Here is a 23,183-nt window from a genome sequence, read left to right on the forward strand (position 1 = left end):
ACATCATCGTGCAAAGGGTCCGAACACCGCAACCCGAACCCGTCCTCGGTCAGGACAGGTGCCGCAGCCGCCTCCTCAGCCGTGCACTGCGGCGAATCTGGATGGCCAGGTTCGTCGAGGTCAACATGGGGATCACGCCGAGGAAGGTGCGCTCCGAGGGAGTCGCGCCGTGCAGGTGGTAGAGGCTGCCGAAGACGAAGAAGCACCCCAGCATGAACAGGGCGCCGGGGATGCACAGGGTCATCAGCGAGCCCCGGTCGGCGACGACCTGCTTGGCGTAGTCAACCTCCGCCGGCGACATGGGTTCGCCCTTGCGGACCTTGTGCAAAACCGCCTTGGCGCTGCCGATTTCCTCGCTGATCGGCGCGGTCGCCCGGCCCTCCAGCCGGTGCACGTGCACCGCCGCGACGAGCGCCAACGTCGACGCCAGCGCCAGGGCGATGACGGTCGCCAGACCGTAGACGGCCTCACTCATCGTTCCCCGCCCGGTCCTTGATGACGTCGCGGACGACCAGTCCGAGCAGGACGATGAGCGCAACCGGCACCAGCAGCTTGAAGAGTGCCGACGCGTGGCCGTACAGCAAGCCGTAGGCGCCCGCCCCGATTGCCACCATGGCGAGCAGGATGCCGCGGTTGATCTTGTCCGTGCTCATCGAAGGAACCTAACGCCTGGGCCGGGAGAGCTCAAAAGCCGATATCGCCGCCGGAGTCGGAGCCACCCGAATCCCACCCGGCTCCCGAGTCCCAGCCGCCGTCGAAGCCGATGTCGCCGCCTGCGTCATAGCCACCGTCGTAGTTTGCGCCGTCATAGTTAGCGGCTTCGTAGTTGGCGGCTTCGTAGTTGGCGGCAGCATTGTGACTGCCGGCGTCCGCGAAGGCCGCGTCGCGGCCGGCCTCGAAACCGCGCTCGAATCCGCCGCCCCAATGGTCGTCCAGCAGCGCGTCCATCAGCAGCACGTCGCCCAACGCCCAACCCCAGCCCGGGCCCCAGAACGGGTACGGGTAAAAGCCGGGCTGGAAGAAGATCCCGTTGTGGTAGCCGCCGCCGAAGTAGTGCGGGTAGCCGGGCTGCGCGGTGGTGCGGTAGTCGGCGTTGCTGATCGTCACCGTCTGACCGGTCGCGGGGTCGGTGGTGCGCACGCTGGCCTGCTTGCGCTCCGGCGCGGGCACCGACGAATCCGCCGCGGCCCCTTCGGGTTCGCGCTGCCCCGGGTGCAGTTTGCGGTTGGCCTTGGCCACCGTGGACTCCACCACCCGCAGGTGGGCGCGGGCCGCGCCGTAATCGCCCTTCTCGTAGGCTTTTCGGGCGTCGTGCAGGCTGGCATTGGCCTTCAGCGACTCGGCGCTCACATCGGTGTTGCCGTCGGTGAGCACTTCGTTGTCGAGGTCGCCGACGTTCGACGCGGCGGTGATCAGCTCCTGCTTGATCTGCTCGCGGTTCTCGATGTCCTTGCGGTGCTTGCGATTTCGACTCACCGCGAACCAGATCAGGCCGGCCGTCGCCAACGCGATCCCGGCAATGACGAACGCCGCCTTCAGCCAGGCCCAGTCGTCGCGCTGCTGTTGCACCAGCGGGGAGGTGGACACCGGTGCGCGGGTGGGCACGCTGACGCCCGACAGCTTGCCGACGAATTCACTGGCCGCGCCGTACGGATCGTTGCGATGATCTTGCGCCGACTGGTTCATGAATTCGTCGACGTTGTCCGCGACGACCTTGGGCACGTGGTAGGCCCGCACGTGGTAGCCGCGGGAGTCGATGACCAGGATGACCCCGCTGAACTGGGCGTCTCGTCGCAGCATGGCCTCGTGGATGGAATCGGCCGTGGTCACCCCGCTCTGGGCGGGCGCCACCGCCGCCACCCAGATCGGCGGGCCGGAACTCCACCGCCACGGGCCCGCCAGGATCTGCCGGTTCAGCCCGTCCGGGTTCTGCAGCGGTGGCCGTGCCCCCGGGTCGGCCACCACATGCGTCTGGCTGTCGAACCTCGCCACCAGCTGATCGGTGTAGCCGTCGGCCCCGGCGAACGGGGCGAACAGCATGGCCAGCGCGATGGCCACCGGCGCCAGCGTCAGGCCGGCGAATCGTGATGTCACTTCCCTCCCTGCCACGAGTTGTGCTGTCGATCCTTGCGGCGCACCGGCGAATCGTCCACTCGAGACGGCACCTTCGGCCCGGCGCCGGACCCGGTCAGTGCGCCCCGGTCAGGTTCAGCGTCACCACGCCGGCGATGATCAGCCCGACACCGACGACCTTGGTCATCGATATCGGCGAGCCAAGGAACAGCACGGCGATCAGCACGATCAGCGCCGTGCCGATGGCCGACCACAACGCGTAGGCGACGTCGGTCTGCATGCCGCGCGAAATCGACACGGCCAGCAGCGCGAATGACGCGGCGTAGCCGAGCAGACAGATCACGGTGGGCCACAGCCGGGTGAAACCTTGGGTGCTCTTGAGCAGACTGGTCGCGACCACCTCGGCCAAAATCGCGCAGATCAAGAACAGATAGGTCAAGACGCCTCCTCGCGCACGCATGTACAGGTATGTGTGTACAGGACAGGAAAGGAAGCGCAGGTTATGGCCGCTACCGGGCACCCGGTCCGCTTCGACGTCAGCAGCGCGGTCGGGGAGCAGGCGTCGCTGGCGGCGACCTACTATCCGGCGCGCGGCGGTGCGGCGGCCGCGGTGCTGGTCTGCCTGCCGGGCGGCACCTACAGCCGCGAGTACTGGGACCTCGACATCGCCGGCCATGACGGCTACAGCTTCGCCGATTTCGCCACCGGCAACGGCTACGCCGTGCTGACGGTCGATCCGTTGGGCACCGGCGACAGTTCGCAGCCGGCATCCGATTTCGGTTTCGCCGAGATCGGCGCCGCGCTGGACTGTGCGCTGCGCGCGCTGCCCGGAACCACCGGCGTGCAGGCGCCGGCGGTGGCGGTGGCGCATTCGCTGGGCGGCTACCTCGCCCTCACCCAGCAGGCGCTGTTCGGCGGTTACGCCGCCATGGCGATGCTCGGGTGCACCAACCAGCACGTCGCGCCGCTGAACCTGGACCCGGCATTCCGCGCCCGCGCGGCCACCCCGCAGGGCCGCGCCGAGCTGGCCGCCGAGATCCTCGCCGCGCTGGCGCAGCCGTATTTCGCGGGGCCGCGCGAGCACCTGCAAGGCTGGTTCCACCTTGCCGACGTGCCCGCCGACATCGTCGCGGCCGACGCGGTCACCGCGGTGTCGGTGGTGCCGCGGGTGTTCGGCACGGCGATGATCCCCGGCATCGTGGCCGAGCACGCCGCCCGCATCGACGTCCCGGTGCTGCTCGGGTACGGCGTCGTCGACGTCTCCCCGGATCCGCGCGCCGAGGCCGCCCTGTACCGCAGCAGCCCCGACATCACCACCGTGGTGCTGGCCGGCAGCGCGCACTGCCACAACATGGCCTCGAGCCGGCATCGACTGTGGCGGCGGCTGCTGGCCTGGGCGGCGACGGCGATCGACGACTAGCCGCTTTTCCCGCACCGGCGATAATGGCATTCTCTGATGCGGAGAAGCCATTTCCGACGGTCACCGAGGAGGACGACGATGAGCGGGCAGCGGTGCGACGGGATGGTGGCGCTGGTCACCGGGACCAGCCGGGGGCTGGGCAGGGCGATCGCCGCGCGGCTGGCCGAACGCGGCGCCACCGTGGCGCTGACCGCCCGCACCCTGGACCCCGACCCGAAATATCAGGGGTCGCTGCGCCAGACCCGCGACGAGATCCTGGCCGCCGGCGGGAAAGCCGTTGCGGTGCAGGCGGACCTGTCGCAACCCGACGAACGCGAGCGGCTGTTCGCCGAGGTGGTCGACACAGTCGGCGCGCCGGACATCCTGGTCAACAACGCCGCGGTCACCTTCCTGCGGCCGCTGGACGGGTTCCCGCAACGGCGCGCCCGGCTGATGATGGAGATGCACGTGCTCGGGCCGCTGCACCTGTGCCAGCTGGCGATCCCCGCGATGCGTGAGCGCGGCCGCGGCTGGATCGTGAACCTGACCTCGGTGGGCGGCGACCTGCCGCCCGGCCCGCCGTTCTCCGAATTCGACCGGACCGCCGGCTTCGGCATCTACGGCACGGCCAAGGCCGCCCTGAACCGGTTGACGAAAAGCCTTGCGGCCGAACTGTACGACGACGGGATCGCCGTCAACGCCGCCGCCCCGTCCAACCCCGTCGCCACGCCCGGCGCCGGCACCCTCGATCTGGCCCAGACCGACACCGAGGACATCGCGCTGATCACCGAGACGGTGTTCCGGTTGTGCACCGGTGATCCGAAGACGTTGACCGGTCGCATCGCGCACACCCAACCCTTCCTCGCCGAGGTCGGCTGGCCCGGCACCGGCCCGCCGGTCACATGAGCAGCGCCGAGCCGGACCTGGACGTCCTGCGCGGCCGGCTGGCCGGCGCGGGTATCACCGACGTCACCCCGCTGTCCGGCGGCGCGTCCGGCCTCACCTTCGCCGGCATTCGCGACGGCCGGCCGGTGGTGATCAAGGTCGCTCCGCCGGGTGTCGCACCGGTTGCGCACCGCGATGTGCTGCGTCAGGCCCGCATCATCAAAGCGCTTGCGCCGACCGATGTTCCGGTTCCCCGGGTGTGCTGGGAGGACGCCGGGCGGCCACCGTACACGCCGCCGCTGTACGTGATGTCGCGCGTCGAAGGCGACAGTGGGGAACCGTTATTCGACGGCTGGCCGGCCGTGCCCGGCCTGGCCGACCGGTACCGCAACGCGTGCCGGACCATGGCCGCGCTGCACCGCATCCCGCCGACCGAACTGGGGTTGGGCGGCGAACCGGTCATCGATCCGGTGGCCGAAGTCCACCGCTGGTCCGACACGCTGGGGACCGTCGACCCGGCGCTGGCCCCGGGCTGGCCGAAAGTGCGTGACGCGCTGCTGGATTGCGCGCCGCGCGCGATGCCACCCGCCGTGGTACACGGCGACTTCCGGCTGGGCAACCTGCTCGCCGACGGCCCGCGGATCAACGCGGTCATCGACTGGGAAATCTGGTCGATCGGCGACCCGCGCATCGACGTGGGCTGGTTCCTGATCAACTGCGACCCGGACACCTACCGGCGGGTGACGCCGCCGGACGGTGCGGTTCCCTCGACCGCCGAACTCGCCGACCTCTACCTTCACGAATTGTGTTGCGATGCCGGCGATCTGGATTGGTTCAGCGCGCTAGCGTGCTTCAAGTCGGCGGCCACCTGGTCGCTGATCGTCAAGCACAATCGGCGCCGATCCTCGCCGCGAGCCGAATTAGAGTCTATGACAACGACTTTGCCGAGGCTGTTGGATCGCGCCGGGGCCCTACTGGCTCGGCGCCGATGAGTGTTACTGGCAGCGGACCAGCAGATTTTCGCAGATCATCCCGACGTCGCCCGAGTCGTTCACCGGCTGGCCCTCGTTGGACGGGTTGGTCCAGGTGGTCGGGAACGGGCTCCACACGTCGTCGATCCCCGGCGGCTGCGGGCGCGGATCGACGTTGGGGTCGGCATGCGCCGCCCCGGCGGCGCACCCCAGGGCAATCGCCGTCGCCGCCGCGGCGAGCAGTCCGCGACCGCAGCTGCGAAACGTCATCGCCGCCTCCTCGGTTTCCGCCCGGATCGTTGGCCTGGGAAGCTTATCGAAAATCCCAGTCTACATTTGCGTGCACGTCGCATAACAGTCACGGACCCACAACGACTTCGACCGGGCGCCCAGCAAATTTCGCTACCGGAATTGCCCGGTGCGTACGGTGTCGCCCGTGAGGCCGATTGCCGTGGTCGTTCGTCGCGCCCTGGTGGCCGCCGTCTGCCTGGCGCTGTCGCTGCCCACGGCGCCCACGACGGGCGCCGACCCCGACGCCGCGCCGCCGCCTCCGGAAGCCGCGCCGGCCGCCGAGGGGGCGCTGCCCTCCAATCCGCCCGCAATCCTCAAGACTCCCGACGGCTGGACGCTCGGACTCGGCGCCCGCGACGAGCAGCAGGTCCCGGTGGCGCCGCTGACCACCGCGCTGTCCTCCCGCGAATACCTGGCCAGCGGGATCTTCGTCGGCTCCCTGTCGGGACCGACCCAGCCGCAGGGCGTGCTCGAGGTGGGCTACGAGATCGGCTGCGGCATCGACATGAGCACGTCGGACGGCGTCACGATCGGCGGTACCGCCGGCATCACCCCGGGCGTGACCGGACCGGTGACCGGGGTGCCCGGGGACGTGCTGCCGCTGGTCGTGGCGCCGATCGCGGGCGTGCTCAACGTGGGCCTCAAACCCGGTCTGGTGATCGTGGTGCCGGTGGTCAAAAAGCAATTCCGCGGCCCCAACCCGTGGGTCATGGTCAGCAATTTCCACGTCAAGATCGACGGCTGCGTGGGCCAGTCCTTCATCCGGTCCTATGCGGTGCTCAACCGGGTGACCGACGAATCCGATGTGGTGCTGTCCTACGTCGGCGTCACCAAAGCCGTCTAGCCACGGGGAATTCCCGCCAGCTTGTCGGCGAATTTCGCCTCCGCAGCCGCGCGCAGCCGCAGCAAATGCTCGGAGGGGAACAGATCCGGCGCGGGCGCACGGTCTTTGAGCAGCAGCCGGGCCAGCGTCACCTTGTGCACCTCGGTCGGGCCGTCGGCCAGGCCGAGCACGAAGGACTCCACCAGGTACTGCACGAACGGCATCTCGTGCGTGGTCCCCAGCGAGCCGTGCAGCTGCAGCGCCCGCGCCGACACGTCGTGCAGCACCCTCTGCATCATCGCCTTCACCGCCGAGATGTCGGCCCGCACCGCCCGGTAATCGTTGAATTGGTCGATCTTCCAAGCGGTTTGGAGTGTCAGCAGCCGAAACGCCTCGATCTCCATCCAGGAGTCGGCGACCATCTCCTGCACCAGCTGCTTGTTCGCCAGCACCTCGCCCTGGGTGTAGCGCGACACCGCCCGCTCGCAGATCATGTCGAAGATCCGGCGCACCAGGCCGACGGTGCGCATGGCGTGGTGAATCCGCCCGCCGCCCAGCCGGGTTTGCGCGACGACGAACGCGCCGCCGCGCGGGCCCAGCATGTGATCGGCCGGCACCCGGACGTTTTCGTAGCGGACGTATCCCTCCCGTCTGCCGCCGAGGGGCTGATAGCCCAGCCCGACGTCGCGCAGCACGGTGATGCCGGGAGTGTCGCCGGGAACGACGAACATCGAATAGCGTTGATACGGCGGCGCTTCCGGGTCGGTCATCGCCATCACGATGATGAACGAGGCCATCGAGGCGAACGACGAGAACCACTTCTCGCCGTTGATCACCCAGTGGTCGCCGTCGGGCACCGCGGTGGTGCGAAACACCTTCGGGTCGGCCCCTCCCTGCGGTTCGGTCATCGAGAAGCACGACACGATGCGGTTGTCCAGCAGCGGCTCGAGGTAGCGGGCCTTGAGTTCCGGTGTGCCGTAGTGGGCCAGGATCTCGTTGAGCAGCGCGAGTTTCACCTGCCCGTAGCCCGGGCCGCCCAGGTGGGGACCCAGGTGGGTGGCCCACAATCCGCGCTCCTTGACGATCTTCTGCAGCGGCGGGATCAGCGCTTGGCGCACCGGGTCATCGAGGTCGTGAGATTCCTTGACGATCAGGTCGATCGGCTCGCACTCCTCGCGCACGAAGTCCTCGACCCATTCGAGTTGCCGCGCCCACTGGGGTTCGGTGGAAAAGTCCCACGACATCTGCCGTCCTCTCCGGGTTGCGGTTCACCGCGACCACTTCTGCCGGCGCGCCGCCGCCTCGTCGGTTGCGTGCGCGATCACCTGGTTGCGGTTCTCCAGCTCCATCGCCGACGCCAGGCTCGCGGCGTCGGTGTTGACCTGCAGGGCGCGCTTGGTCAGCTGCGCGCCGAGCGGCGCGTGCCCGGCGATGAGCCGCGCCAACTCCACCGCCCGCTCGACCAGCCGGTCCGGCTCGACAACCTCGCTCACCAGCCCGCGCCGGTCGGCTTCGGCGGCCGACACGGTACGGCCGGTGAGCATCCAGTCGGCGGCGACGCCGGTCCCGACGATGCGGGGCAGGTGATAGCTCATGCCCATCTCGGCGCCGGACAGCCCGAGCAGGATGGCCGCGTTGGCGAAAGTCGCTGCCGCCGAGCAGATTCGGATGTCGGCGGCCAGACACAGGGCCAGTCCCGCGCCGACGCAGGGCCCGTTGACCGCCGCTATGACGGGTTGCGGCAGTGCCCACACCGCCTCCGCGAGGGCGGCCATCCGCTCCTGAAACCGCATCCGCTCCAGCGCCGGCGCGTCGGCCCCGACCATCGACGGCCCGAAGTCACGCATGTCGATGCCCGCGCAGAAGCCCCGCCCGGCGCCGGTCAGCACCACGGCGCGTACCGCGTGGTCGGCGGCCAAATCGTCGAGCACCAACCGCAATTCGGTCTGCATCGCCTCGTCGATGGCATTGAGCCGGTGCGGGCGATTCAGCCGCAGCACCCGCACCCCGTCGCCCGGCGCGGCCAGCTCCAGCGTGCTCGGCATCGTCACAGCCGCTCGATGATGGCGGTGCCCATGCCGCCGCCGGCGATCACGTCGTCGACGGCGTCGAGAATCCAGGCGTCGATGGGGAACTCCGATCGTCAGGGACCGCTCAGGTCACCAGCGATCGTAAATCGTCTCTCGGTTATCGAGAACTGTCTTCTCCCGAATTGGCCGGCCTGTTCTCGCGGGTGCTGCCTAATGCTTAAGCGCCCGCCGAGCGGGTAGCCGGGGCGCCATGACCCAGATCGGATACTTTCTTTCCTGCGAGCAGTTCGGGCCGAAGGAACTCGTCGACCAGGCCAAGCGGGCGCAGGACGCCGGGTTCGAGGCGCTGTGGATCTCCGACCACTTCCATCCCTGGAACGACGAGCAGGGCCAGAGCCCGTTCGTGTGGTCGGTGATCGGCGCGCTCTCCGAGGCGACGTCGCTGCCGGTCAGCACCGCCGTCACCTGCCCGACCATCCGGATACACCCGGCGATCATCGCGCAGGCGGCGGCCACCGCGGCCGTGCAGCTGCAGGGCCGGTTCGTGCTGGGGGTGGGCAGCGGCGAGGCCCTCAACGAGCACATTCTGGGCGATCCCTGGCCGTCCGCCGGGGTCCGGCTTCAGATGCTCGAGGAGGCCGTCGAGGTCATCCGCAAGCTGCACCAGGGCGGCGAGGTGAGCCACCACGGCAAGCACTACGAGGTGCAGGAAGCCCGGATCTACACCCGCCCCGAGCAGCCGGTGCCCATCTACGTCTCGGCGTTCGGGCCGCAGGCGGTGCGGCTGGCCGCCCGGATCGGCGACGGATACAGCATCTCCATGCCCGACGGCGAGCTGGTCAAACAGTTCCGGGAGGCCGGCGGCGGCGACAAGCCGGTGCAGGGCGGCACCAAGGTGTGCTGGGACGCCGACGCCGACGCCGCGCTGAAAACCGCGCACCGGCTGTGGGGCAACGAGGGGCTGCCCGGCCAGACGTCCCAAATCCTGCCCCGCCCCAAGGATTTCGCCGCGCTGATGCCGCTGGTGCCGCCGGACACCGTCGCCCAGAGCGTCGCCTGCGGGCCCGACCCCGATCGGCACATCGCCCAGTTGCGCCGCTACACCGACGCCGACATCGACGAGGTCTACGTGCAGCAGATCGGCCCGGACATGGACGGGTTCTTCGCGGCCTGGGAGCAGGCCGTGCTGCCCGCGGTCCGCAACTAGCGGCCGCGGCTCAGCTCGCCGATGCGCACCGCTCCAGCCGGAAGGTGCGTTCGAAGCCGGCCGGCTGCGTCGTCAACGTCACCTCCACCGCACCGCTGGGGGCGATCACGTAGCGCTCCTCGACGTCGGGTCCGTCCCGCCACCGGCCGACCGGCTGGCGGCCCAGGTCGTCGCGGTCGCGCAGCGCCGGGTCGAACGGAAACAGCACCGGGTCATACGGGGTGATGTCGCCGTCGGGTCGCCCGTCGACCAGCCGGCTGCACTCCACGAACCGGAAGTGCCCGATGTTGTGCGCGGCGCGGTATCGCCGCTTGACCACCAGCGGGGTCTGCCCGTCGGCCGGCAGCGACACGTCCTTGCACACGATCGGGTCGAACACCACCCCGGCGCCGGCCTCCGCCTCCCGGAACACCCCGAAATTCCGCGAAAAGCGTTCGGACAGCGCAAAACCCGATTCCTTGTCCAAGAACACCGCCAGCCCGATGGCGGTCGCGGCGAACGGGTGCGGTGAGCGCATGACCCGCTTGTCCCCGAACCGGGCGCGCAGCATCCGGGACACCAGCGGGAAGCCGCCGGCCCCGCCGACCACGTAGATGCCGGCCACCTCCGACCAGTCCACGTCCGCGCGGCCGCGGCTCGGGTCGCGCAGCACCCGCTCCAGCAGCCGCATCGTCGGATCGACCAGCGGGGCGCACGCCGCGTACACGTCGTCGACCGGACAGGAGAACGGGGGCCGGTCGAACGGCGACAGGTCCACCAGGAAGCGGCGGGTCTGCGGCCCGACGGCCTCCTTGCGGGCGGCGCATTCCTCGGCCAGCAGCGCGCGGCCGGCGGCGTCGAGGCCGGGCAGGTCCGCACCGGCGCGCACCAGCTCGACGATCGCCTCGTCGAAGTCGTCGCCGCCGAGCCGCTGGATGCCCTCGCTGACCACCACCTCGTTGGAGTGCCCGGTCATCTTCAGCAGCGACGCGTCGAAGGTTCCGCCGCCGAGGTCGTAGACGAGCACGTACTCCCGTTTGGCGGTGATGGTGGAGCGGTACCGGTGCGCGTATTCCAGGCTCGCCGCGGACGGCTCGTTGAGCAGGGCGACGACGTGGAAACCGGCGGCCACGTAGGCGTCCAGGGTCAGCAGCCGCTGGGCGCTGGAGGCGTTGGCCGGCACGCTGATCGCGGCCTCGATGGGCTCCCCGGGGGCCACGGTGGCGTTGGAGTGCTGCTGCAGATCGGTTTTCAGCCGCGCCAGAAAGCCGGTCAGCAGTTCGGCCAGCCGGTAGTCACGGCCGGCCAGCTTGACCCGGGTCTGCGGCCCGGCGTCGTTGAGCAGACGTTTGAACGAGCGCAGCACCGACCACGACGGGTCGTGGCGCACGGCGGCCGCGTCCGCGCCGTAGCGCAGCTCCCCGGCGGCGTTGGCGGCGATGATCGACGGCCACGCGTCTGTGCCGTCGAAGGAGACGACCGGATAGTTGCCGCGGTCGACGGCGGCGACGACGGTGTGGGTTGTGCCGAAGTCGATTCCGACTCTCATCGCGCAAGTTTAGGACCGCGGCGCCGGCTTGGGCACGACCTTTCCGCCGGGCGCGTCCCATCGCCGTTGCACCTCCCGCTCGGCGGCGGTGGCGATCAGACCCGACGGCGCGAACAACGCCGACGGCACCGGCTCGTCCTCGGTCAGCGGCCGGCTCAGCCGGCTGGCCGGCCCGCGAATCGCGCCGAGCGCGGCCAGCACCCCGGCGATCACCACGACGACCACGGCCGCCGCGAACGCGATGGACAGGCTGCCCTGGATGAAGGTGTTGCGGATGACCTGGTCGAGTTGATGCGCGTTACGGGCCGACCCGAACGACGTCCGGCCGGCGCTCTTCGCGGCCAGGTATTGGAAGTGTTGGGTCCAGTAGCCGACGGCGGGGTCGGCGGAGAAGATCTTCTGCCACGACGCGCTCAGCGTCACCACCAGATCCCAGAGCAGCGGCGCCCCGGGAATCCACGCCCACTTCAGCAGCCCCTTCTTGACGACGATCACGGTGATGACGGTCAGCGCGATCGCCGCCAGCAGCTGGTTGGCGATGCCGAACAGCGGGAACAGCGTGTTGATGCCGCCCAGCGGGTCGGTCACCCCCATCAGCAGGATGCCGCCCCAGCCCGCCGCCACCGCGAGGCTGCACAGCCAGACACCGGGCCGCCAACTCGGGTTGCGCAGCCGGGCCAGCGGGCCGCCGATGTTGCCCAGGGTGTCGGAGAGCATGAACCGCGCGACCCGGGTGCCGGCGTCCACGGCGGTGAGGATGAACAGCGCCTCGAACATGATCGCGAAGTGGTACCAGAACGCCTTGAGCCCGGCGCCGCCGAACACCCGGTACAGCACCTCGGCCATGCCGACCGCCAGCGTGGGCGCCCCGCCGGTGCGCGACACGATGGACTTCTCGCCGACCGCGGCGGCGGCCCGGTTCAGCTGGTCGACAGTCGTTGGGGCGCCGGGCAATCCGAGCCCGTTGACGTAGTGCGCGGCGGTGGCCGCGGTGCCGCCGGTCTGCGCGGCCGGGGCGTTGAGGGTGAAGTAGAGATGCTGGTCGAGGACGGCCGCGCTGATCAGCGCCATGACGGCCACGAACGACTCGGTCAGCATGCCGCCGTAGCCGATCAGCCGCATCTGGCTTTCCTTCTCCAGCAGCTTGGGCGTCGTCCCCGACGAGATCAGCGCGTGGAATCCGGACAGCGCCCCGCAGGCGATGGTGATGAACAGGAACGGGAACAGCGCGCCGGAGAACACCGGCCCGTCGCCGCGGGAGGCGAAGTGCGACACCGCGGGCGCCTGCATGACCGGTCGCGCGATGCAGATGCCGACCGCCAGCAAGGCGATGGCGCCGACCTTCATGAAGGTCGACAGGTAATCGTGCGGCGCCAGCAGCAGCCACACCGGCAGCACCGACGCCACGAAGCCGTAGCCGATGATCAACCACGACACCGTCACCGGCGATAGGCTCAACCACGATGCGCCCCAAGGTGTTTCGGCGACCCAGCTGCCGGTGGCCACGGCGATCAGCAGCAGCGCGAAGCCGAGGACCGACACCTCGGCCACCCGGCCCGGCCGCAGGAAGCGCAGGTAGCAGCCCATGAACACCGCAATGGGGATGGTCATGACGATGGAGAACACGCCCCACGGGCTTTGGGCCAGTCCCCGCACCACCACCAGCGCCAGCACCGCGATGATGATCACCATGATGACGAACGCCCCGAGCAGCGCGGCCAGCCCGCCGGTGGCGCCCAGCTCGTCGCGGGCCATCTGGCCCAGCGAACGCCCGCGCCGCCGGGTGGAGATCCACAAGACCAGGTAATCCTGCACCGCCCCGGCGAACACCGCCCCGGCGACGATCCAGATGGTGCACGGCAGGTAGCCCATCTGGGCGGCCAGCACCGGGCCGACCAGCGGCCCGGCCCCGGCGATGGCGGCGAAGTGGTGGCCGAACAGCACCCGGCGGTCGGTCGGCACGTAATCGGCGCCGTCGTCCAGGATTTCGGCCGGCGTGGCGTGGTCGTCGCGCGGGTGCACGATCTTGCGTTCGATCAGCCGGGCATAGAACCGGAATCCGATCAGGTAGCTGCAGATCGCCGCGACGACGAACCACACCGCGTTGACCGGCTCACCCCGGGCGAACGCGATGACCGCCCAGGCGATCGCCCCGAGCACGGCGATGACCGCGAACACGATCCGGTGCCGGGCCGTGATCGGGGAGCGGTCGACGATGGCGACGGGTGGCAGGTTGTGGTCGGTGTGCACGTAGCTGACGCCGTCGTCGCGCTCGGTGATTGCCACGGCGGAAACCCTACGCGCGCAAGAGCACCGGCGCGCGTCGAGCGGGTGATCAGTACAGCGCGCGGACGGCGTCGATGGTGTCGGCCTCGGCGGGTCCCTTGTCGTCGCGGTAGCGCAGCACCCTGGCGAACCGCAGCGCCAGCCCGCCGGGGTAGCGCGAGGATTTCTGCACACCGTCCACCGCCACCTCGACCACCTGCTCGGGTCGCACCCGCACCACGTAGCCGTCCGTGCCGCCGACGGCCAGCTCGGTGAACCGGGCCGTCTGCCAGTCCAGCATCGCGTCGGTCATGCCCTTGAAAGTCTTTCCCACCATGACGAATTCGCCGGTGGCCGGGTCGCGGGCGCCCAGGTGGATGTTGGACAGCTTGCCGCGGCGCCGCCCCGAGCCCCACTCCACGGCGAGCACCACCAGATCCAGCGTGTGCACCGGCTTGACCTTGAGCCAGCCCGCCCCGCGCCGGCCCGCCTGATAGGGCGCGCCCGGCGCCTTGGCCATCACGCCCTCGTGCCCGGCGGCCAGCGTCGCCTCCAGGAACCGGCCCGCCGCGTCGGGGTCGGCGGTGAGCAGCTGGTCGACCCGCTGCGCGGGCGGCACCAGGGCGTCCAGCGCGGCCAGCCGGTCGGTGGTCGGCGCGTCCAGCAGGTCGACGCCGTCGCAGTGCAGGATGTCGAAGAAGAACACCGAAAGTGGTTGCGCCGCAACGGCTGCCGCGACATCTACCGAGTGGCCGAAGCGTGAGGCGGTGACCTGGAAGCGCTGCGGTGAGTTGTCCGGCCGCAGCGCGATCGCCTCACCGTCGGCGATCAGGGCCTCGACCGGCAGCGCCAGCGTCGCGGTCACCACCTCGGGCAGCCGGGCGGTGACGTCGTCGAGGCTTCGGGTGTAGACGGTGACCTGGTCGCCGGCGCGGTGGATCTGCACCCGCGCCCCGTCCAGCTTGGCCTCGAAAATCGCCTGCCCGCCGTGGCGTTCGATCGCCTCGGCCACACCCGCCGCGGTCTGGGCCAGCATCGGCGCGACCGGCCGGCCCACCCGCAGCGTGAAGGCGTCCAGCGCGGACGCCTCACCGGACAGCGCGGCCGCCTCCCCGGACAGCGCGGCCGCCGCCACCGCCGGCAGGTCACCGCCCAGCATCGCGGCGCGCTGCACCGCGGCGGCCGGTATCCCGGCGGCCCTGGCGACGGCGTCGGCCATGATCCCGGCCAGCGCGCCCTGGCGCAGTTCGCCGCCCAGCAGCCGCAGCAGAAACGTCTGCTCGGTCTCGGTGGCCGCGGCGAACAACGCGTTCAGCAGGGCCGCGCGGCGCGCCTGGGCGCCCTTGCCCGCCACGGCGCCGATCTCGGCGAAGGCGGCGTCCACCGCGACAACGGTCAGCGTGGGATGTGCGGCCGCGGGCGGGCGCGAGCGCAACGCCGCCCAGCCGACCCCGATCTGGCGCTGCCGCAACTCACCGGACAGCCACGACACGACGATCGCGACCAGGGCGGCGTCGGGTGCGGCCCGGCGCAGCAGGTCGGCGATGCGGGCGACTTTGGTCAGCCGCGACGGCGTGCCCCCGACGTCGGCCGACGCCGTCGCCACGTCGAAAAGCAGCACGGTCGCCAGCTTGGCATGGCTCGGTGACAAGCGCCTGGAGCGGACACGCTAGCGTGCCTACGTAACGTTACAAATCGCATGGATTCTGACAAGCCTGACAATGGGAGGTCCGGATGGAGATCAACGGGAAGAAAGCCGTCGTCGTCGGCGGTGCATCGGGAATGGGACGCGCCAGCGCCGAGCTGTTCGCGGCGCGCGGCGCCGACGTGGCCATCCTCGACCGCGAGAGTTCCGACGGCAAGGCGATGGCCGAGGGCATCGGCGCCGCGTTCTACCCCGTCGACGTCACCGACTTCGCCGGCACCGAGGAGACCCTGCAGAGCGCGGTCGACAAGCTGGGCGGCCTGCACGTCATCGTCACCACCGCCGGAGGCGGGATCGCCAAACGGACCCTGACCAAGAACGGCCCGCACGACCTCGAATCCTTCCAGTCGGTGATCGACCTCAACCTCATCGCCACCTTCAACATCAGCCGGCTGGCCGCCGCGCACATGGCTAAGAACGAGCCCGAGGACGAGGAGCGCGGCGTCATCATCAACACCGCCTCCATCGCCGCCTTCGAGGGCCAGATCGGGCAGGTCGCCTACACCGCCGCCAAGGCCGCCATCGCCGGGATGTGCCTGACCATGGCGCGTGACCTCGGCTCGGTGGGGGTGCGGGTGCTGGCGATCGCCCCCAGCCTGTTCGCCACCGGTTTGACCCAGGGCATTCCCGACGAGTTCGCGACGCAGCTGACCAAGGACGCGGCCTTCCCCAAGCGCCTCGGCCGTCCCGAGGAGTACGCGAAGCTGGCCCTGGCCATCGTGGACAACCCGATGCTCAACGGCCAGTGCCTGCGGCTGGACGCCGGTCAGCGGTTCGCGCCCAAGTAGGCGCCCCCCGCCGGAACCCTCCTCGCATTAAGTACACTCTTTAGGCAGCCGCCCCGCTTCCCCTCGAAGCGGGGCAGGCACCCATCCCGGTACGGCGAGGAGGGCTCCCGCATGGGTATCGCACTGACCGACGACCATCGTGAACTCGCCGAGGTGGCCCGCGGGTTTCTGACGTCGCAGAAGGCGCGCTGGGCGGCGCGGTCGCTGCTGGATGCCACCGACGAGCCGCGGCCCGGGTTCTGGCCGAACCTGGTCGAGCTGGGCTGGCTCGGCCTGCACATCGACGAAGAGTACGGCGGCTCCGGCTTCGGGCTGCCCGAACTGGTCGTGGTCGTCGAGGAGCTCGGCCGCGCGGTGGCGCCCGGCCCGTTCGTGCCGACCGTCATCGCGTCGGCGGTGATCGCCAAAAACGGTACGGCAGAACAGAAGTCGCGGCTGTTGCCCGACTTGATCGACGGAACCGTCACCGCGGGCATCGGCCTGGACAGCCGGGTGCGGCTGGGCGACGGGGTGGCCGACGGCGAGGCCGGGATCCTGCTGGGCGCCGGGCTGGCCGGGCTGTTGCTGATCGCCGCGGGCGACGACGTGCTGGTGCTCGAGCGGGACCGCGACGGCGTCTCGGTCGACGTGCCGGACAACTTCGACCCGACCCGCCGGTCCGGGCGGGTGCGGCTGGACAACGTGCGGGTGTCCGACGCCGACGTGCTCGCCGGCGCGCGGCCCTCGGCGCTGGCCCGGGCCCGCACCCTGCTGGCCGCCGAGGCGGTGGGCGGGGCCTCGGACTGTGTCGACGCGGCCGTCGCCTACGCCAAGGTGCGCCAGCAGTTCGGCCGCACCATCGCCACCTTCCAGGCGGTCAAGCATCACTGCGCAAACATGTTGGTGGGCGCCGAGTCCGGGATCGCCGCGGTGTGGGACGCCGCCCGCGCGGCGGGCGAGGACGAAGACCAGTTCCACCTGATCGCCGCGGTCGCCGCGGCGCTGGCCTTCCCGGCGTATGTGCGCAACGCCGAACTCAACATCCAGGTGCACGGCGGCATCGGCTTCACCTGGGAACACGACGCGCACCTGCACCTGCGCCGGGCGGTGGTGACCGCGGCCCTGTTCGGCGGGGACGCACCGGCCGCCGACGTCTTCGAACGCACCGCCGCCGGCACCGTCCGGGACAACAGCCTCGACCTGCCGCCGGAGGCCGAGGAGTTGCGCACCAAGATCCGGGCCGACGCCGCCGCGATCGCCGCCCTGGACAAAGACGCCCAGCTCGACAAGCTCATCGAGACCGGTTACGTGATGCCGCACTGGCCCAAACCGTGGGGCCGGGCGGCCGACGCCGTCGAGCAACTGGTCATCGAGGAGGAATTCCGCGCGGCCGGCATCAAGCGGCCCGACTACGGCATCACCGGCTGGGTGATCCTGACCCTCATCCAGCACGGAACCCCTTGGCAAATAGAAAGATTCGTGGAGAAGGCGCTGCGCAAAGACGAAATCTGGTGCCAGCTGTTCTCCGAGCCGGACGCCGGCTCGGACGCGGCGTCGATCAAGACGCGCGCCACCCGGGTGGAGGGCGGCTGGAAGATCAACGGGCAGAAGGTGTGGACCAGCGGGGCGCACTACTGCGCGCGCGGGCTGGCCACCGTGCGCACCGACCCCGACGCACCCAAGCACGCCGGCATCACCACGGTGATCGTCGACATGAAGGCGCCCGAGGTCGAGGTGCGGCCGCTGCGGCAGATCACCGGCGGATCGGACTTCAACGAGGTCTTCTTCAACGACCTGTTCGTGCCCGACGAGGACGTGGTGGGAACGCCCAACTCCGGGTGGACGGTCGCCCGTGCGACGCTGGGCAACGAGCGGGTCAGCATCGGCGGCAGCGGGTCGTTCTACGAAGGCCTGGCCGACCAACTGGTGCAGCTGGCCCAGCAGCGGCCGGATCGGTTGGCAGGCGGGAAGATTCGCGTCGGCTCCTACCTCGCCGAGGAGACCGCGCTGCGGCTGCTGAACCTGCGGCGCGCCGCGCGCAGCGTCGAGGGCACGGGGCCCGGCCCGGAGGGCAACGTCACCAAGCTGAAGCTGGCCGAACACATGGTGGAGGGCGCGGCGATCATGGCGGCGCTGCTGGGCCCCGAGGTCGCGCTGACCGACGGTCCCGGTGCCCTGTCCGGCCGGCTGATGATGGGGGCCCGCGGCATGGCGATCGCCGGCGGCACCTCGGAGGTGACGCGCAATCAGATCGCCGAGCGGATCCTGGGCATGCCGCGCGACCCGCTGATCAACTAGCGACCGGGCCGCGTCGGCCCGCGGCTCAGGCCGGGGCGAACCGCGGGGCGCCGCCGCTGCCGCGCTCCGGCAGCAGCGTCACCGGCATCCCGCAGGTCACCGAATCCGGTTCGCAGTCAACGATATTGCCGGCAACCCGCAGATCGCTCTGCTCGGCGAGCTCGACGATGGCGATCACATACGGGGTAGGGATCTCCGGGTTGTAGGGGTGATGGTTGACGGTGTAGGTGAACACCGTGCCGCGCCCGCAGACCTCGCGGGCCACCAGCGCGCCGCCGCAGTCGCGGCATCGGCCGCTGGCCGGATGCACCCAGCGCGCGCAGCCGTCGCAGTACTCGATGCGCAGCGGCCCGTCCGACACGACGAATACAGTACACTCAATTGGTTCGACGCGGCGACGGTGTGGTCTGACGGGCGGTGTGCATGGCGCATTTCGAGAAGGACGCGATCCTGTCCGGCATCGGGATCTCCCGGATCGGACGCCGCACCGGCATACCGGGCCTGGAGCTGACCATGGAGGCGGTCCGGGCCGCCGTCGCCGACGCCGGCCTGGCCCCGACCGACATCGACGGCATCGCCACCCTGGGCGACACGCCCGCCGCCGACGTCAACGCCCAGCTGGGCATCGACGCCGCCGACTGCGGCTCCGGGTTCGGCACCGGCGGGTTGCTCTCCCCGGTGATGTCGGCCTGCCGCGCCGTGGCCGAACGCCGCGCCCGCCACGTGGTCGTCTACCGGACCATCCAGATGCTCGGCGGCACCGTCCCGGTCAAGCAGGAACCCAACGCGGCGGCCCCCCCGCTGGCCCGGATGTTCGAGACCCCCGAGGGCGAGCCCAAGCCCGCCGTCGGCGCGATGGACGACGTCAACGATCTGGTCGCCGCGCACGCCTACTCCGCCGCCAACTGGCTGGCGCTGAACTGCCGCCGCCACATGCAGCTGTACGGCACCCGCAAGGAACAGCTGGGCTGGGTGGCCCTCAACGGCAGGCGCAACGCCGCACTGAATCCCCTTGCGGTGTACCGCGATCCGATGACCATGGCCGACTACCTGGGTGCTCGGCCGGTGTCCACCCCGCTGGGGCTGCTGGACTGCGACGTCCCGATCGACGGCTCGATCGCCGTGGTGGTCTCGCATCTCGAGTACGCGCCCGACTGCCCGCACCGCGCGGTGCAGGTCGAGGCGATCGGCGGCTCCGACGGCGCCGGCGGCTGGTTCCACCGCGCCGACTACCCGAAGATGGCGATGTCGGACGCGGCGGCGCAGATGTGGTCGCGCACCGACCTGACGGCCGCCGACCTCGACGTCGCCCAGTTGTACGACGGGTTCACCTTTCTCACCCTGGCCTGGCTGGAAGCCCTCGGGGTCTGCGGCGACGGCGAAGCCGGACCGTTCGTGGAGGGCGGGGCGCGCATCGCCCGCGACGGCGAGCTGCCGTTGAACACCTACGGCGGTCAACTCTCCGCGGGGCGCATGCACGGCTATTGGGCGCTGCACGAGGGGTGCCTGCAGTTGCGCGGCGACGCGGGGGAGCGGCAGGTGGCGCGCCGCCCGCAGGTGGGCGTGGTGTCCGTCGGCGGCGGGCCCGTCGCGGGATGCATGCTGCTCACCTGCCGGTAGGGCGATCGATGAACGCGGAGCCCAGAACCGGTCCGGCGAAAACGCTCGCGTCGGCCCTCGCCCGGGACATCGAAGCCGAGATCGTCCGGCGCGGGTGGGCAGTCGGCGAATCGCTGGGCTCCGAACCGGCGCTGCAACAGCGCTTCGGGGTGAGCCGCTCGGTGCTGCGGGAGGCCGTTCGCCTGGTCGAACATCACCAGGTCGCCCGGATGCGCCGCGGCCCCAACGGGGGGCTGTACATCTGCGAGCCCGACGCCGGGCCGGCCACCCGCGCCGTCGTCATCTACCTCGAATACCTGGGCACCACACTGGCCGATCTGCTCAACGCGCGGCTGGTGCTCGAGCCGCTGGCGGCCTCGCTGGCCGCCGAGCGGATCGACGAGGCCGGCATCGCCCGGCTGCGCGCGGTGTTGCACGCCGAGCAGCAGTGGAGGCCCGGCCTGCCGATGCCGCGCGACGAGTTCCACATCGCGCTGGCCGAGCAATCCAAAAACCCGGTGCTGCAACTGTTCATCAAGGTCCTGATGCGGCTCACCACCCGCTACGCCCTGCAATCGCGAACGGACTCCGAGACCGAGGCCCTCGAGGCGGTCGACCACCTGCACACTCACCACTCCCGGATCGTCGCGGCGGTCACGGCCGGCGACCCGGCGCGGGCCAAGACGCTGTCCGAGCGCCACGTCGAGGCGGTGACGGCCTGGCTGCAACGGCATCACGCCGGTGACCGCAACCGCGGGCGGACGCCGCGCCGACCGCTCAATTCCGAAGTGCCGCAAGGAAAATTGGCCGAAATGCTGGCCGCCACCATCGGCGACGACATCGCCGCCGACGGCTGGCGGGTGGGCTCGGTCTTCGGCACCGAGACGGCCCTGCTGCAGCGCTACCGGGTCAGCCGCGCGGTGTTCCGCGAAGCCGTGCGCCTCCTCGAGTACCACTCGATCGCCCACATGCGGCGCGGCCCGGGCGGCGGGCTGGTGATCGCCGAGCCGGCGGCGCAGGCCAGCATCGACACCATCGCCCTGTACCTGCAATACCGCGACCCGAGCCGGGAAGACCTGCGCTGCGTCCGGGACGCCATCGAGATCGACAACGTCGCCAAGGTCGTCAAACGGCTGGCCGAGCCGCAGGTGGCGGCATTTGTGGCCAGCCGCCGCTCCGGGCTGCCCGACGACTCCCGACAAACCCCCGACGACGTGCGGCGGGCGATCGCCGAGGAGTTCGACTTCCACGTCGGGTTGGCACAACTCGCCGGCAACGCCCCGCTGGATTTGTTCCTGCGGATCATCGTCGAGCTGTTCCGCCGGCACTGGTCGAGCACCGGACAGGCGCTACCGACCTGGTCGGACGTGCGCGCCGTGCACCACGCGCACCTGCGGATCGCCGACGCGGTCGCGGCCGGCGACCTGAGCGTCGCCAGCTACCGGCTGCGCCGTCATCTGGACGCGGCCGCCTCCTGGTGGCTGTAGCGCGCAAATGTGATCTGTTGCGCCGCATAGCGCGGGCCGCTCTGGGGTACTGGAACAGGGGGCGGCGTGGGCCGGCCCAGCAGGGGGTTGGCCCAAGTGATCGAAAGCGAGAGCGCGGAAGTGACGGCAGATGACGAAACCAGACAGTACGGTTTCGTTCACGCCGCGCTGATCTACCGCTCTCAGCAGGAGTTTTTGGACGTGGTCGCCGGTTTCGTCGGCGACGGGCTGGCGGGGAACGAGGCCGTGCTGCTGGCCGTGCCGCCCGCCCTGATGGCGTTGCTGCGCGACGAACTGTACGCCGGCGGGGAGCCGCCCGCCGGCGTCCGCATGGCCGACATCACCGAGTCCGCCCGTAATCCCAGCCGGTTCATGGCGATGCAGGGCGCGTTCGTCGACGAACACCCGGACCGGCGGGTGCGCATCGTCAGCCAGCTGGCGTGGCCGGGCCGGAGTCGGGAGGAGTTCGTCGCCTGCATCGAGCACGAGGCGCTGGTCAACGAGGCGATGGACGGCTACCCGGCCACGGCCCTGTGTCTGTACGACGCGAGCACGCTCGACGACGGTGTGCTGGCCGACGCGCGCGCGACGCACCCGCTGCTGTGCAAATCCGGTGCGCTGCAACGCAGTCCGGACTACGCCCCGGGCGAGGTGCTGGAACGCTGCAACCAGCCGTTGCCCGCCAATCCCGGGGCCGTGACCTACCTGGTCCGCAGGTCGGCGGACCTGCGGCCGGCCCGCTCGTTCGCCGTCGACTACGCGGGCTGGGTCGGGCTGTCCCAGGAGAGCATCGAGGATCTGCAGTTGGTGGCCACCGAGCTGGCCACCAACAGCCTGATGTACACCGGGGGCGCCTGCCGGCTGGCGTTCTGGCAGGACGACAGGTATCTGGTGTGCGAGGCGCGCGACACCGGGCGGTTCGACGACCCGCTGGTGGGGCGGCTGGATCCGGGGCCCTGCGGTCCGGCCAGCCGCGGCCTGTACCTGGTGAACGCCATCTCCGATCTGGTGCGCACGCACACCACCTCCACCGGCACGACGATTCAGGCGTATCTGCGTTTCGAGCCGGCGGTCCGGCCGACGGGCTGACGGCAAGCGGCCCGCCGGCAAGGGGATCCGGCGGGCCGCGGGTCTTGGTTGGTCAGAGTCCGCCGAGGGCCCCGGTGATGCCGCCCACGATTCCACCGATGGCGCCGCCGACGGTGCCGCCCACCGTGCCGCCCGTGGTGCCGCCGAGCGTGCCGCCGGTGGTGGTCCCCGCGGTGGTTCCGGTCACCAGGCATCCGGTCGCGCGAACAACACCAGGACAAATCCCGCAGCGGCTGCGGCGCCTTTAAGGACCTTTTTCGTCCCCGTTGAATTCATTTTCACATCCTTTCGCTCCGGCGGCATCGCCCGGCGTGTGCAAAACGGCTGACGAAAACGGATGCTATAACCCCTATTAGACACATGTAAAGACTTATTCTCGATGTTTGGTTAGCGCTGTCCGCCACGGCGGCGGGCACGCAGAAACCTTGGACAGCAACAACTTTCAGCACACAAACGACACCGTCGAATGCCGAATTCGGCCGCTGAATGCGCGCGGAATTACAACGCCAAGAGGCATCGAATACGGCGAGTTAATACGCCGTAATTGCGATGCCCGGCCCCGCGCGGAAACGCGCGGCGTTGCGATCCGTTATTAGCGGATATTGCGACCCGCTGCCCCTTGCGAGCGCCCCCGACGCGGCGGGCAGCGGGTCGCTCGTCGTCCCGGATTAAAGGCCGATGCTGCCCAGAATGCCGCCGAGGCCGCCGACACCCGAACCGCCGGCCCCGCCGATGAGACCCGAGCCGCCGGCGCCGCCGGTGATGG

At 70.3% G+C, this 23,183-nt stretch carries 22 protein-coding genes; 10 read left to right on the forward strand and 12 right to left on the reverse strand.

The genetic code is table 11. The features are described from left to right. Positions 1 to 49: 49 nt before the first annotated feature. From MAA44156_RS03730 to MAA44156_RS03745, 4 genes are all read right to left on the reverse strand, one after another. On the reverse strand, positions 50 to 475 hold the full coding sequence (locus tag MAA44156_RS03730; protein WP_003878798.1) for a hypothetical protein: 426 nt from the start codon (positions 473 to 475) through the stop codon (positions 50 to 52). Continuing rightward, positions 468 to 653, reverse strand: coding sequence for a hypothetical protein (locus MAA44156_RS03735; protein WP_003874905.1), 186 nt, complete (start codon positions 651 to 653; stop codon positions 468 to 470). Before MAA44156_RS03735 ends, MAA44156_RS03730 begins: the two co-directional genes overlap by 8 nt. A 31-nt stretch (positions 654 to 684) precedes the next feature. Continuing rightward, positions 685 to 2,094, reverse strand: coding sequence for a hypothetical protein (locus tag MAA44156_RS03740; protein ID WP_009978360.1), 1,410 nt, complete (start codon positions 2,092 to 2,094; stop codon positions 685 to 687). Between the two features lie 94 nt (positions 2,095 to 2,188). Beyond that, positions 2,189 to 2,512 carry a DMT family transporter gene (locus tag MAA44156_RS03745; RefSeq protein ID WP_009978358.1) on the reverse strand — a complete coding sequence of 108 codons (324 nt, stop codon included), beginning with the start codon at positions 2,510 to 2,512 and terminating at the stop codon, positions 2,189 to 2,191. 63 nt (positions 2,513 to 2,575) lie between these two features. On the opposite strand from MAA44156_RS03745, the gene MAA44156_RS03750 reads away from it, so the two are divergent. The 3 genes from MAA44156_RS03750 to MAA44156_RS03760 all read left to right on the forward strand — a co-directional run bounded on the left by MAA44156_RS03750 (position 2,576) and on the right by MAA44156_RS03760 (position 5,349). After that, the gene (locus tag MAA44156_RS03750; protein ID WP_009978357.1) at positions 2,576 to 3,493 is read left to right on the forward strand and encodes an alpha/beta hydrolase; all 918 of its coding nucleotides are present in this window, start codon (positions 2,576 to 2,578) and stop codon (positions 3,491 to 3,493) included. A gap of 78 nt (positions 3,494 to 3,571) precedes the next feature. Next, positions 3,572 to 4,378 carry an SDR family NAD(P)-dependent oxidoreductase gene (locus MAA44156_RS03755; RefSeq protein WP_009978355.1) on the forward strand — a complete coding sequence of 269 codons (807 nt, stop codon included), beginning with the start codon at positions 3,572 to 3,574 and terminating at the stop codon, positions 4,376 to 4,378. After that, positions 4,375 to 5,349 carry a phosphotransferase family protein gene (locus tag MAA44156_RS03760; protein WP_009978353.1) on the forward strand — a complete coding sequence of 325 codons (975 nt, stop codon included), beginning with the start codon at positions 4,375 to 4,377 and terminating at the stop codon, positions 5,347 to 5,349. The genes MAA44156_RS03755 and MAA44156_RS03760 overlap by 4 nt, the downstream gene beginning before the upstream one ends. A 3-nt stretch (positions 5,350 to 5,352) precedes the next feature. Here MAA44156_RS03760 and MAA44156_RS03765 read toward each other — a convergent pair whose 3' ends face one another. Further along, positions 5,353 to 5,598, reverse strand: coding sequence for a hypothetical protein (locus tag MAA44156_RS03765; RefSeq protein WP_003874911.1), 246 nt, complete (start codon positions 5,596 to 5,598; stop codon positions 5,353 to 5,355). A gap of 181 nt (positions 5,599 to 5,779) precedes the next feature. On the opposite strand from MAA44156_RS03765, the gene MAA44156_RS03770 reads away from it, so the two are divergent. Next, on the forward strand, positions 5,780 to 6,463 hold the full coding sequence (locus MAA44156_RS03770; RefSeq protein ID WP_003874912.1) for an MspA family porin: 684 nt from the start codon (positions 5,780 to 5,782) through the stop codon (positions 6,461 to 6,463). Here MAA44156_RS03770 and MAA44156_RS03775 read toward each other — a convergent pair. Further along, entirely contained in the window at positions 6,460 to 7,686 is a 1,227-nt protein-coding gene (locus MAA44156_RS03775) for an acyl-CoA dehydrogenase family protein (protein ID WP_009978350.1), read from the reverse strand. The two genes, MAA44156_RS03770 and MAA44156_RS03775, sit on opposite strands and share 4 nt — an antisense overlap. A gap of 24 nt (positions 7,687 to 7,710) precedes the next feature. Further along, positions 7,711 to 8,493 (reverse strand): enoyl-CoA hydratase/isomerase family protein, encoded by a 783-nt coding sequence (locus MAA44156_RS03780; RefSeq protein ID WP_009978349.1) that lies wholly within the window; start codon positions 8,491 to 8,493, stop codon positions 7,711 to 7,713. A 229-nt stretch (positions 8,494 to 8,722) separates the two neighbouring features. On the opposite strand from MAA44156_RS03780, the gene MAA44156_RS03785 reads away from it, so the two are divergent. Next, positions 8,723 to 9,679: an LLM class F420-dependent oxidoreductase gene (locus MAA44156_RS03785; protein ID WP_009978348.1), complete on the forward strand. Its 957-nt coding sequence runs from the start codon at positions 8,723 to 8,725 to the stop codon at positions 9,677 to 9,679. A gap of 10 nt (positions 9,680 to 9,689) precedes the next feature. Here MAA44156_RS03785 and MAA44156_RS03790 read toward each other — a convergent pair whose 3' ends face one another. From MAA44156_RS03790 to MAA44156_RS03800, 3 genes are read right to left on the reverse strand one after another with little or no spacing between them, the layout of a single operon-like run. After that, positions 9,690 to 11,207, reverse strand: coding sequence for an Hsp70 family protein (locus tag MAA44156_RS03790; RefSeq protein ID WP_009978347.1), 1,518 nt, complete (start codon positions 11,205 to 11,207; stop codon positions 9,690 to 9,692). A 9-nt stretch (positions 11,208 to 11,216) separates the two neighbouring features. Next, entirely contained in the window at positions 11,217 to 13,493 is a 2,277-nt protein-coding gene (locus tag MAA44156_RS03795) for a carbon starvation CstA family protein (RefSeq protein WP_009978346.1), read from the reverse strand. A gap of 49 nt (positions 13,494 to 13,542) precedes the next feature. Further along, positions 13,543 to 15,093, reverse strand: a complete 1,551-nt coding sequence (locus tag MAA44156_RS03800; protein WP_065371200.1) for an ATP-dependent DNA ligase — start codon at positions 15,091 to 15,093, stop codon at positions 13,543 to 13,545. 113 nt (positions 15,094 to 15,206) lie between these two features. Between MAA44156_RS03800 and MAA44156_RS03805 the strand changes: the two genes are divergently transcribed. Both MAA44156_RS03805 and MAA44156_RS03810 read left to right on the forward strand, forming a co-directional pair. Then, positions 15,207 to 15,965 carry an SDR family NAD(P)-dependent oxidoreductase gene (locus tag MAA44156_RS03805; protein ID WP_009978341.1) on the forward strand — a complete coding sequence of 253 codons (759 nt, stop codon included), beginning with the start codon at positions 15,207 to 15,209 and terminating at the stop codon, positions 15,963 to 15,965. A 111-nt stretch (positions 15,966 to 16,076) separates the two neighbouring features. Continuing rightward, positions 16,077 to 18,242, forward strand: a complete 2,166-nt coding sequence (locus MAA44156_RS03810; RefSeq protein WP_009978339.1) for an acyl-CoA dehydrogenase family protein — start codon at positions 16,077 to 16,079, stop codon at positions 18,240 to 18,242. A 25-nt stretch (positions 18,243 to 18,267) separates the two neighbouring features. Here MAA44156_RS03810 and MAA44156_RS03815 read toward each other — a convergent pair whose 3' ends face one another. Next, positions 18,268 to 18,603 carry a Zn-ribbon domain-containing OB-fold protein gene (locus tag MAA44156_RS03815; RefSeq protein WP_019732092.1) on the reverse strand — a complete coding sequence of 112 codons (336 nt, stop codon included), beginning with the start codon at positions 18,601 to 18,603 and terminating at the stop codon, positions 18,268 to 18,270. Positions 18,604 to 18,665: 62 nt separating this feature from the next. Here MAA44156_RS03815 and MAA44156_RS03820 point away from each other — a divergent pair, with 62 nt between their 5' ends. From MAA44156_RS03820 to MAA44156_RS03830, 3 genes are all read left to right on the forward strand, one after another. Further along, a complete protein-coding gene (locus tag MAA44156_RS03820; protein ID WP_009978336.1) occupies positions 18,666 to 19,862 on the forward strand; it encodes a thiolase family protein in 1,197 nt (398 codons plus the stop codon). 8 nt (positions 19,863 to 19,870) lie between these two features. Further along, positions 19,871 to 21,328 carry a FadR/GntR family transcriptional regulator gene (locus tag MAA44156_RS03825; RefSeq protein ID WP_003874923.1) on the forward strand — a complete coding sequence of 486 codons (1,458 nt, stop codon included), beginning with the start codon at positions 19,871 to 19,873 and terminating at the stop codon, positions 21,326 to 21,328. Between the two features lie 96 nt (positions 21,329 to 21,424). After that, complete coding sequence (locus tag MAA44156_RS03830; protein ID WP_009978335.1) at positions 21,425 to 22,417, forward strand: sensor histidine kinase; 993 nt, start codon at positions 21,425 to 21,427, stop codon at positions 22,415 to 22,417. 52 nt (positions 22,418 to 22,469) lie between these two features. Here the strand turns inward: MAA44156_RS03830 and MAA44156_RS23665 are convergent, their stop codons facing one another. Then, positions 22,470 to 22,604 (reverse strand): hypothetical protein, encoded by a 135-nt coding sequence (locus MAA44156_RS23665; protein WP_009978334.1) that lies wholly within the window; start codon positions 22,602 to 22,604, stop codon positions 22,470 to 22,472. Between the last annotated feature and the right edge of the window lie 579 nt (positions 22,605 to 23,183).

Source organism: Mycobacterium avium subsp. avium (assembly GCF_009741445.1).
GTDB lineage: Bacteria > Actinomycetota > Actinomycetes > Mycobacteriales > Mycobacteriaceae > Mycobacterium > Mycobacterium avium.

Bases quoted from the DNA above. Each gene is read 5' to 3' on its own strand.
- MAA44156_RS03730 (WP_003878798.1), bottom strand. From the start codon at position 475: ATGAGTGAGGCCGTCTACGGTCTGGCGACCGTCATCGCCCTGGCGCTG.
- MAA44156_RS03735 (WP_003874905.1), bottom strand. From the start codon at position 653: ATGAGCACGGACAAGATCAACCGCGGCATCCTGCTCGCCATGGTGGCA.
- MAA44156_RS03750 (WP_009978357.1), top strand. From the start codon at position 2,576: ATGGCCGCTACCGGGCACCCGGTCCGCTTCGACGTCAGCAGCGCGGTC.
- MAA44156_RS03755 (WP_009978355.1), top strand. From the start codon at position 3,572: ATGAGCGGGCAGCGGTGCGACGGGATGGTGGCGCTGGTCACCGGGACC.
- MAA44156_RS03760 (WP_009978353.1), top strand. From the start codon at position 4,375: ATGAGCAGCGCCGAGCCGGACCTGGACGTCCTGCGCGGCCGGCTGGCC.
- MAA44156_RS03765 (WP_003874911.1), bottom strand. From the start codon at position 5,598: ATGACGTTTCGCAGCTGCGGTCGCGGACTGCTCGCCGCGGCGGCGACG.
- MAA44156_RS03775 (WP_009978350.1), bottom strand. From the start codon at position 7,686: ATGTCGTGGGACTTTTCCACCGAACCCCAGTGGGCGCGGCAACTCGAA.
- MAA44156_RS03785 (WP_009978348.1), top strand. From the start codon at position 8,723: ATGACCCAGATCGGATACTTTCTTTCCTGCGAGCAGTTCGGGCCGAAG.
- MAA44156_RS03790 (WP_009978347.1), bottom strand. From the start codon at position 11,207: ATGAGAGTCGGAATCGACTTCGGCACAACCCACACCGTCGTCGCCGCC.
- MAA44156_RS03805 (WP_009978341.1), top strand. From the start codon at position 15,207: ATGGAGATCAACGGGAAGAAAGCCGTCGTCGTCGGCGGTGCATCGGGA.
- MAA44156_RS03810 (WP_009978339.1), top strand. From the start codon at position 16,077: ATGGGTATCGCACTGACCGACGACCATCGTGAACTCGCCGAGGTGGCC.
- MAA44156_RS03820 (WP_009978336.1), top strand. From the start codon at position 18,666: ATGGCGCATTTCGAGAAGGACGCGATCCTGTCCGGCATCGGGATCTCC.
- MAA44156_RS03825 (WP_003874923.1), top strand. From the start codon at position 19,871: ATGAACGCGGAGCCCAGAACCGGTCCGGCGAAAACGCTCGCGTCGGCC.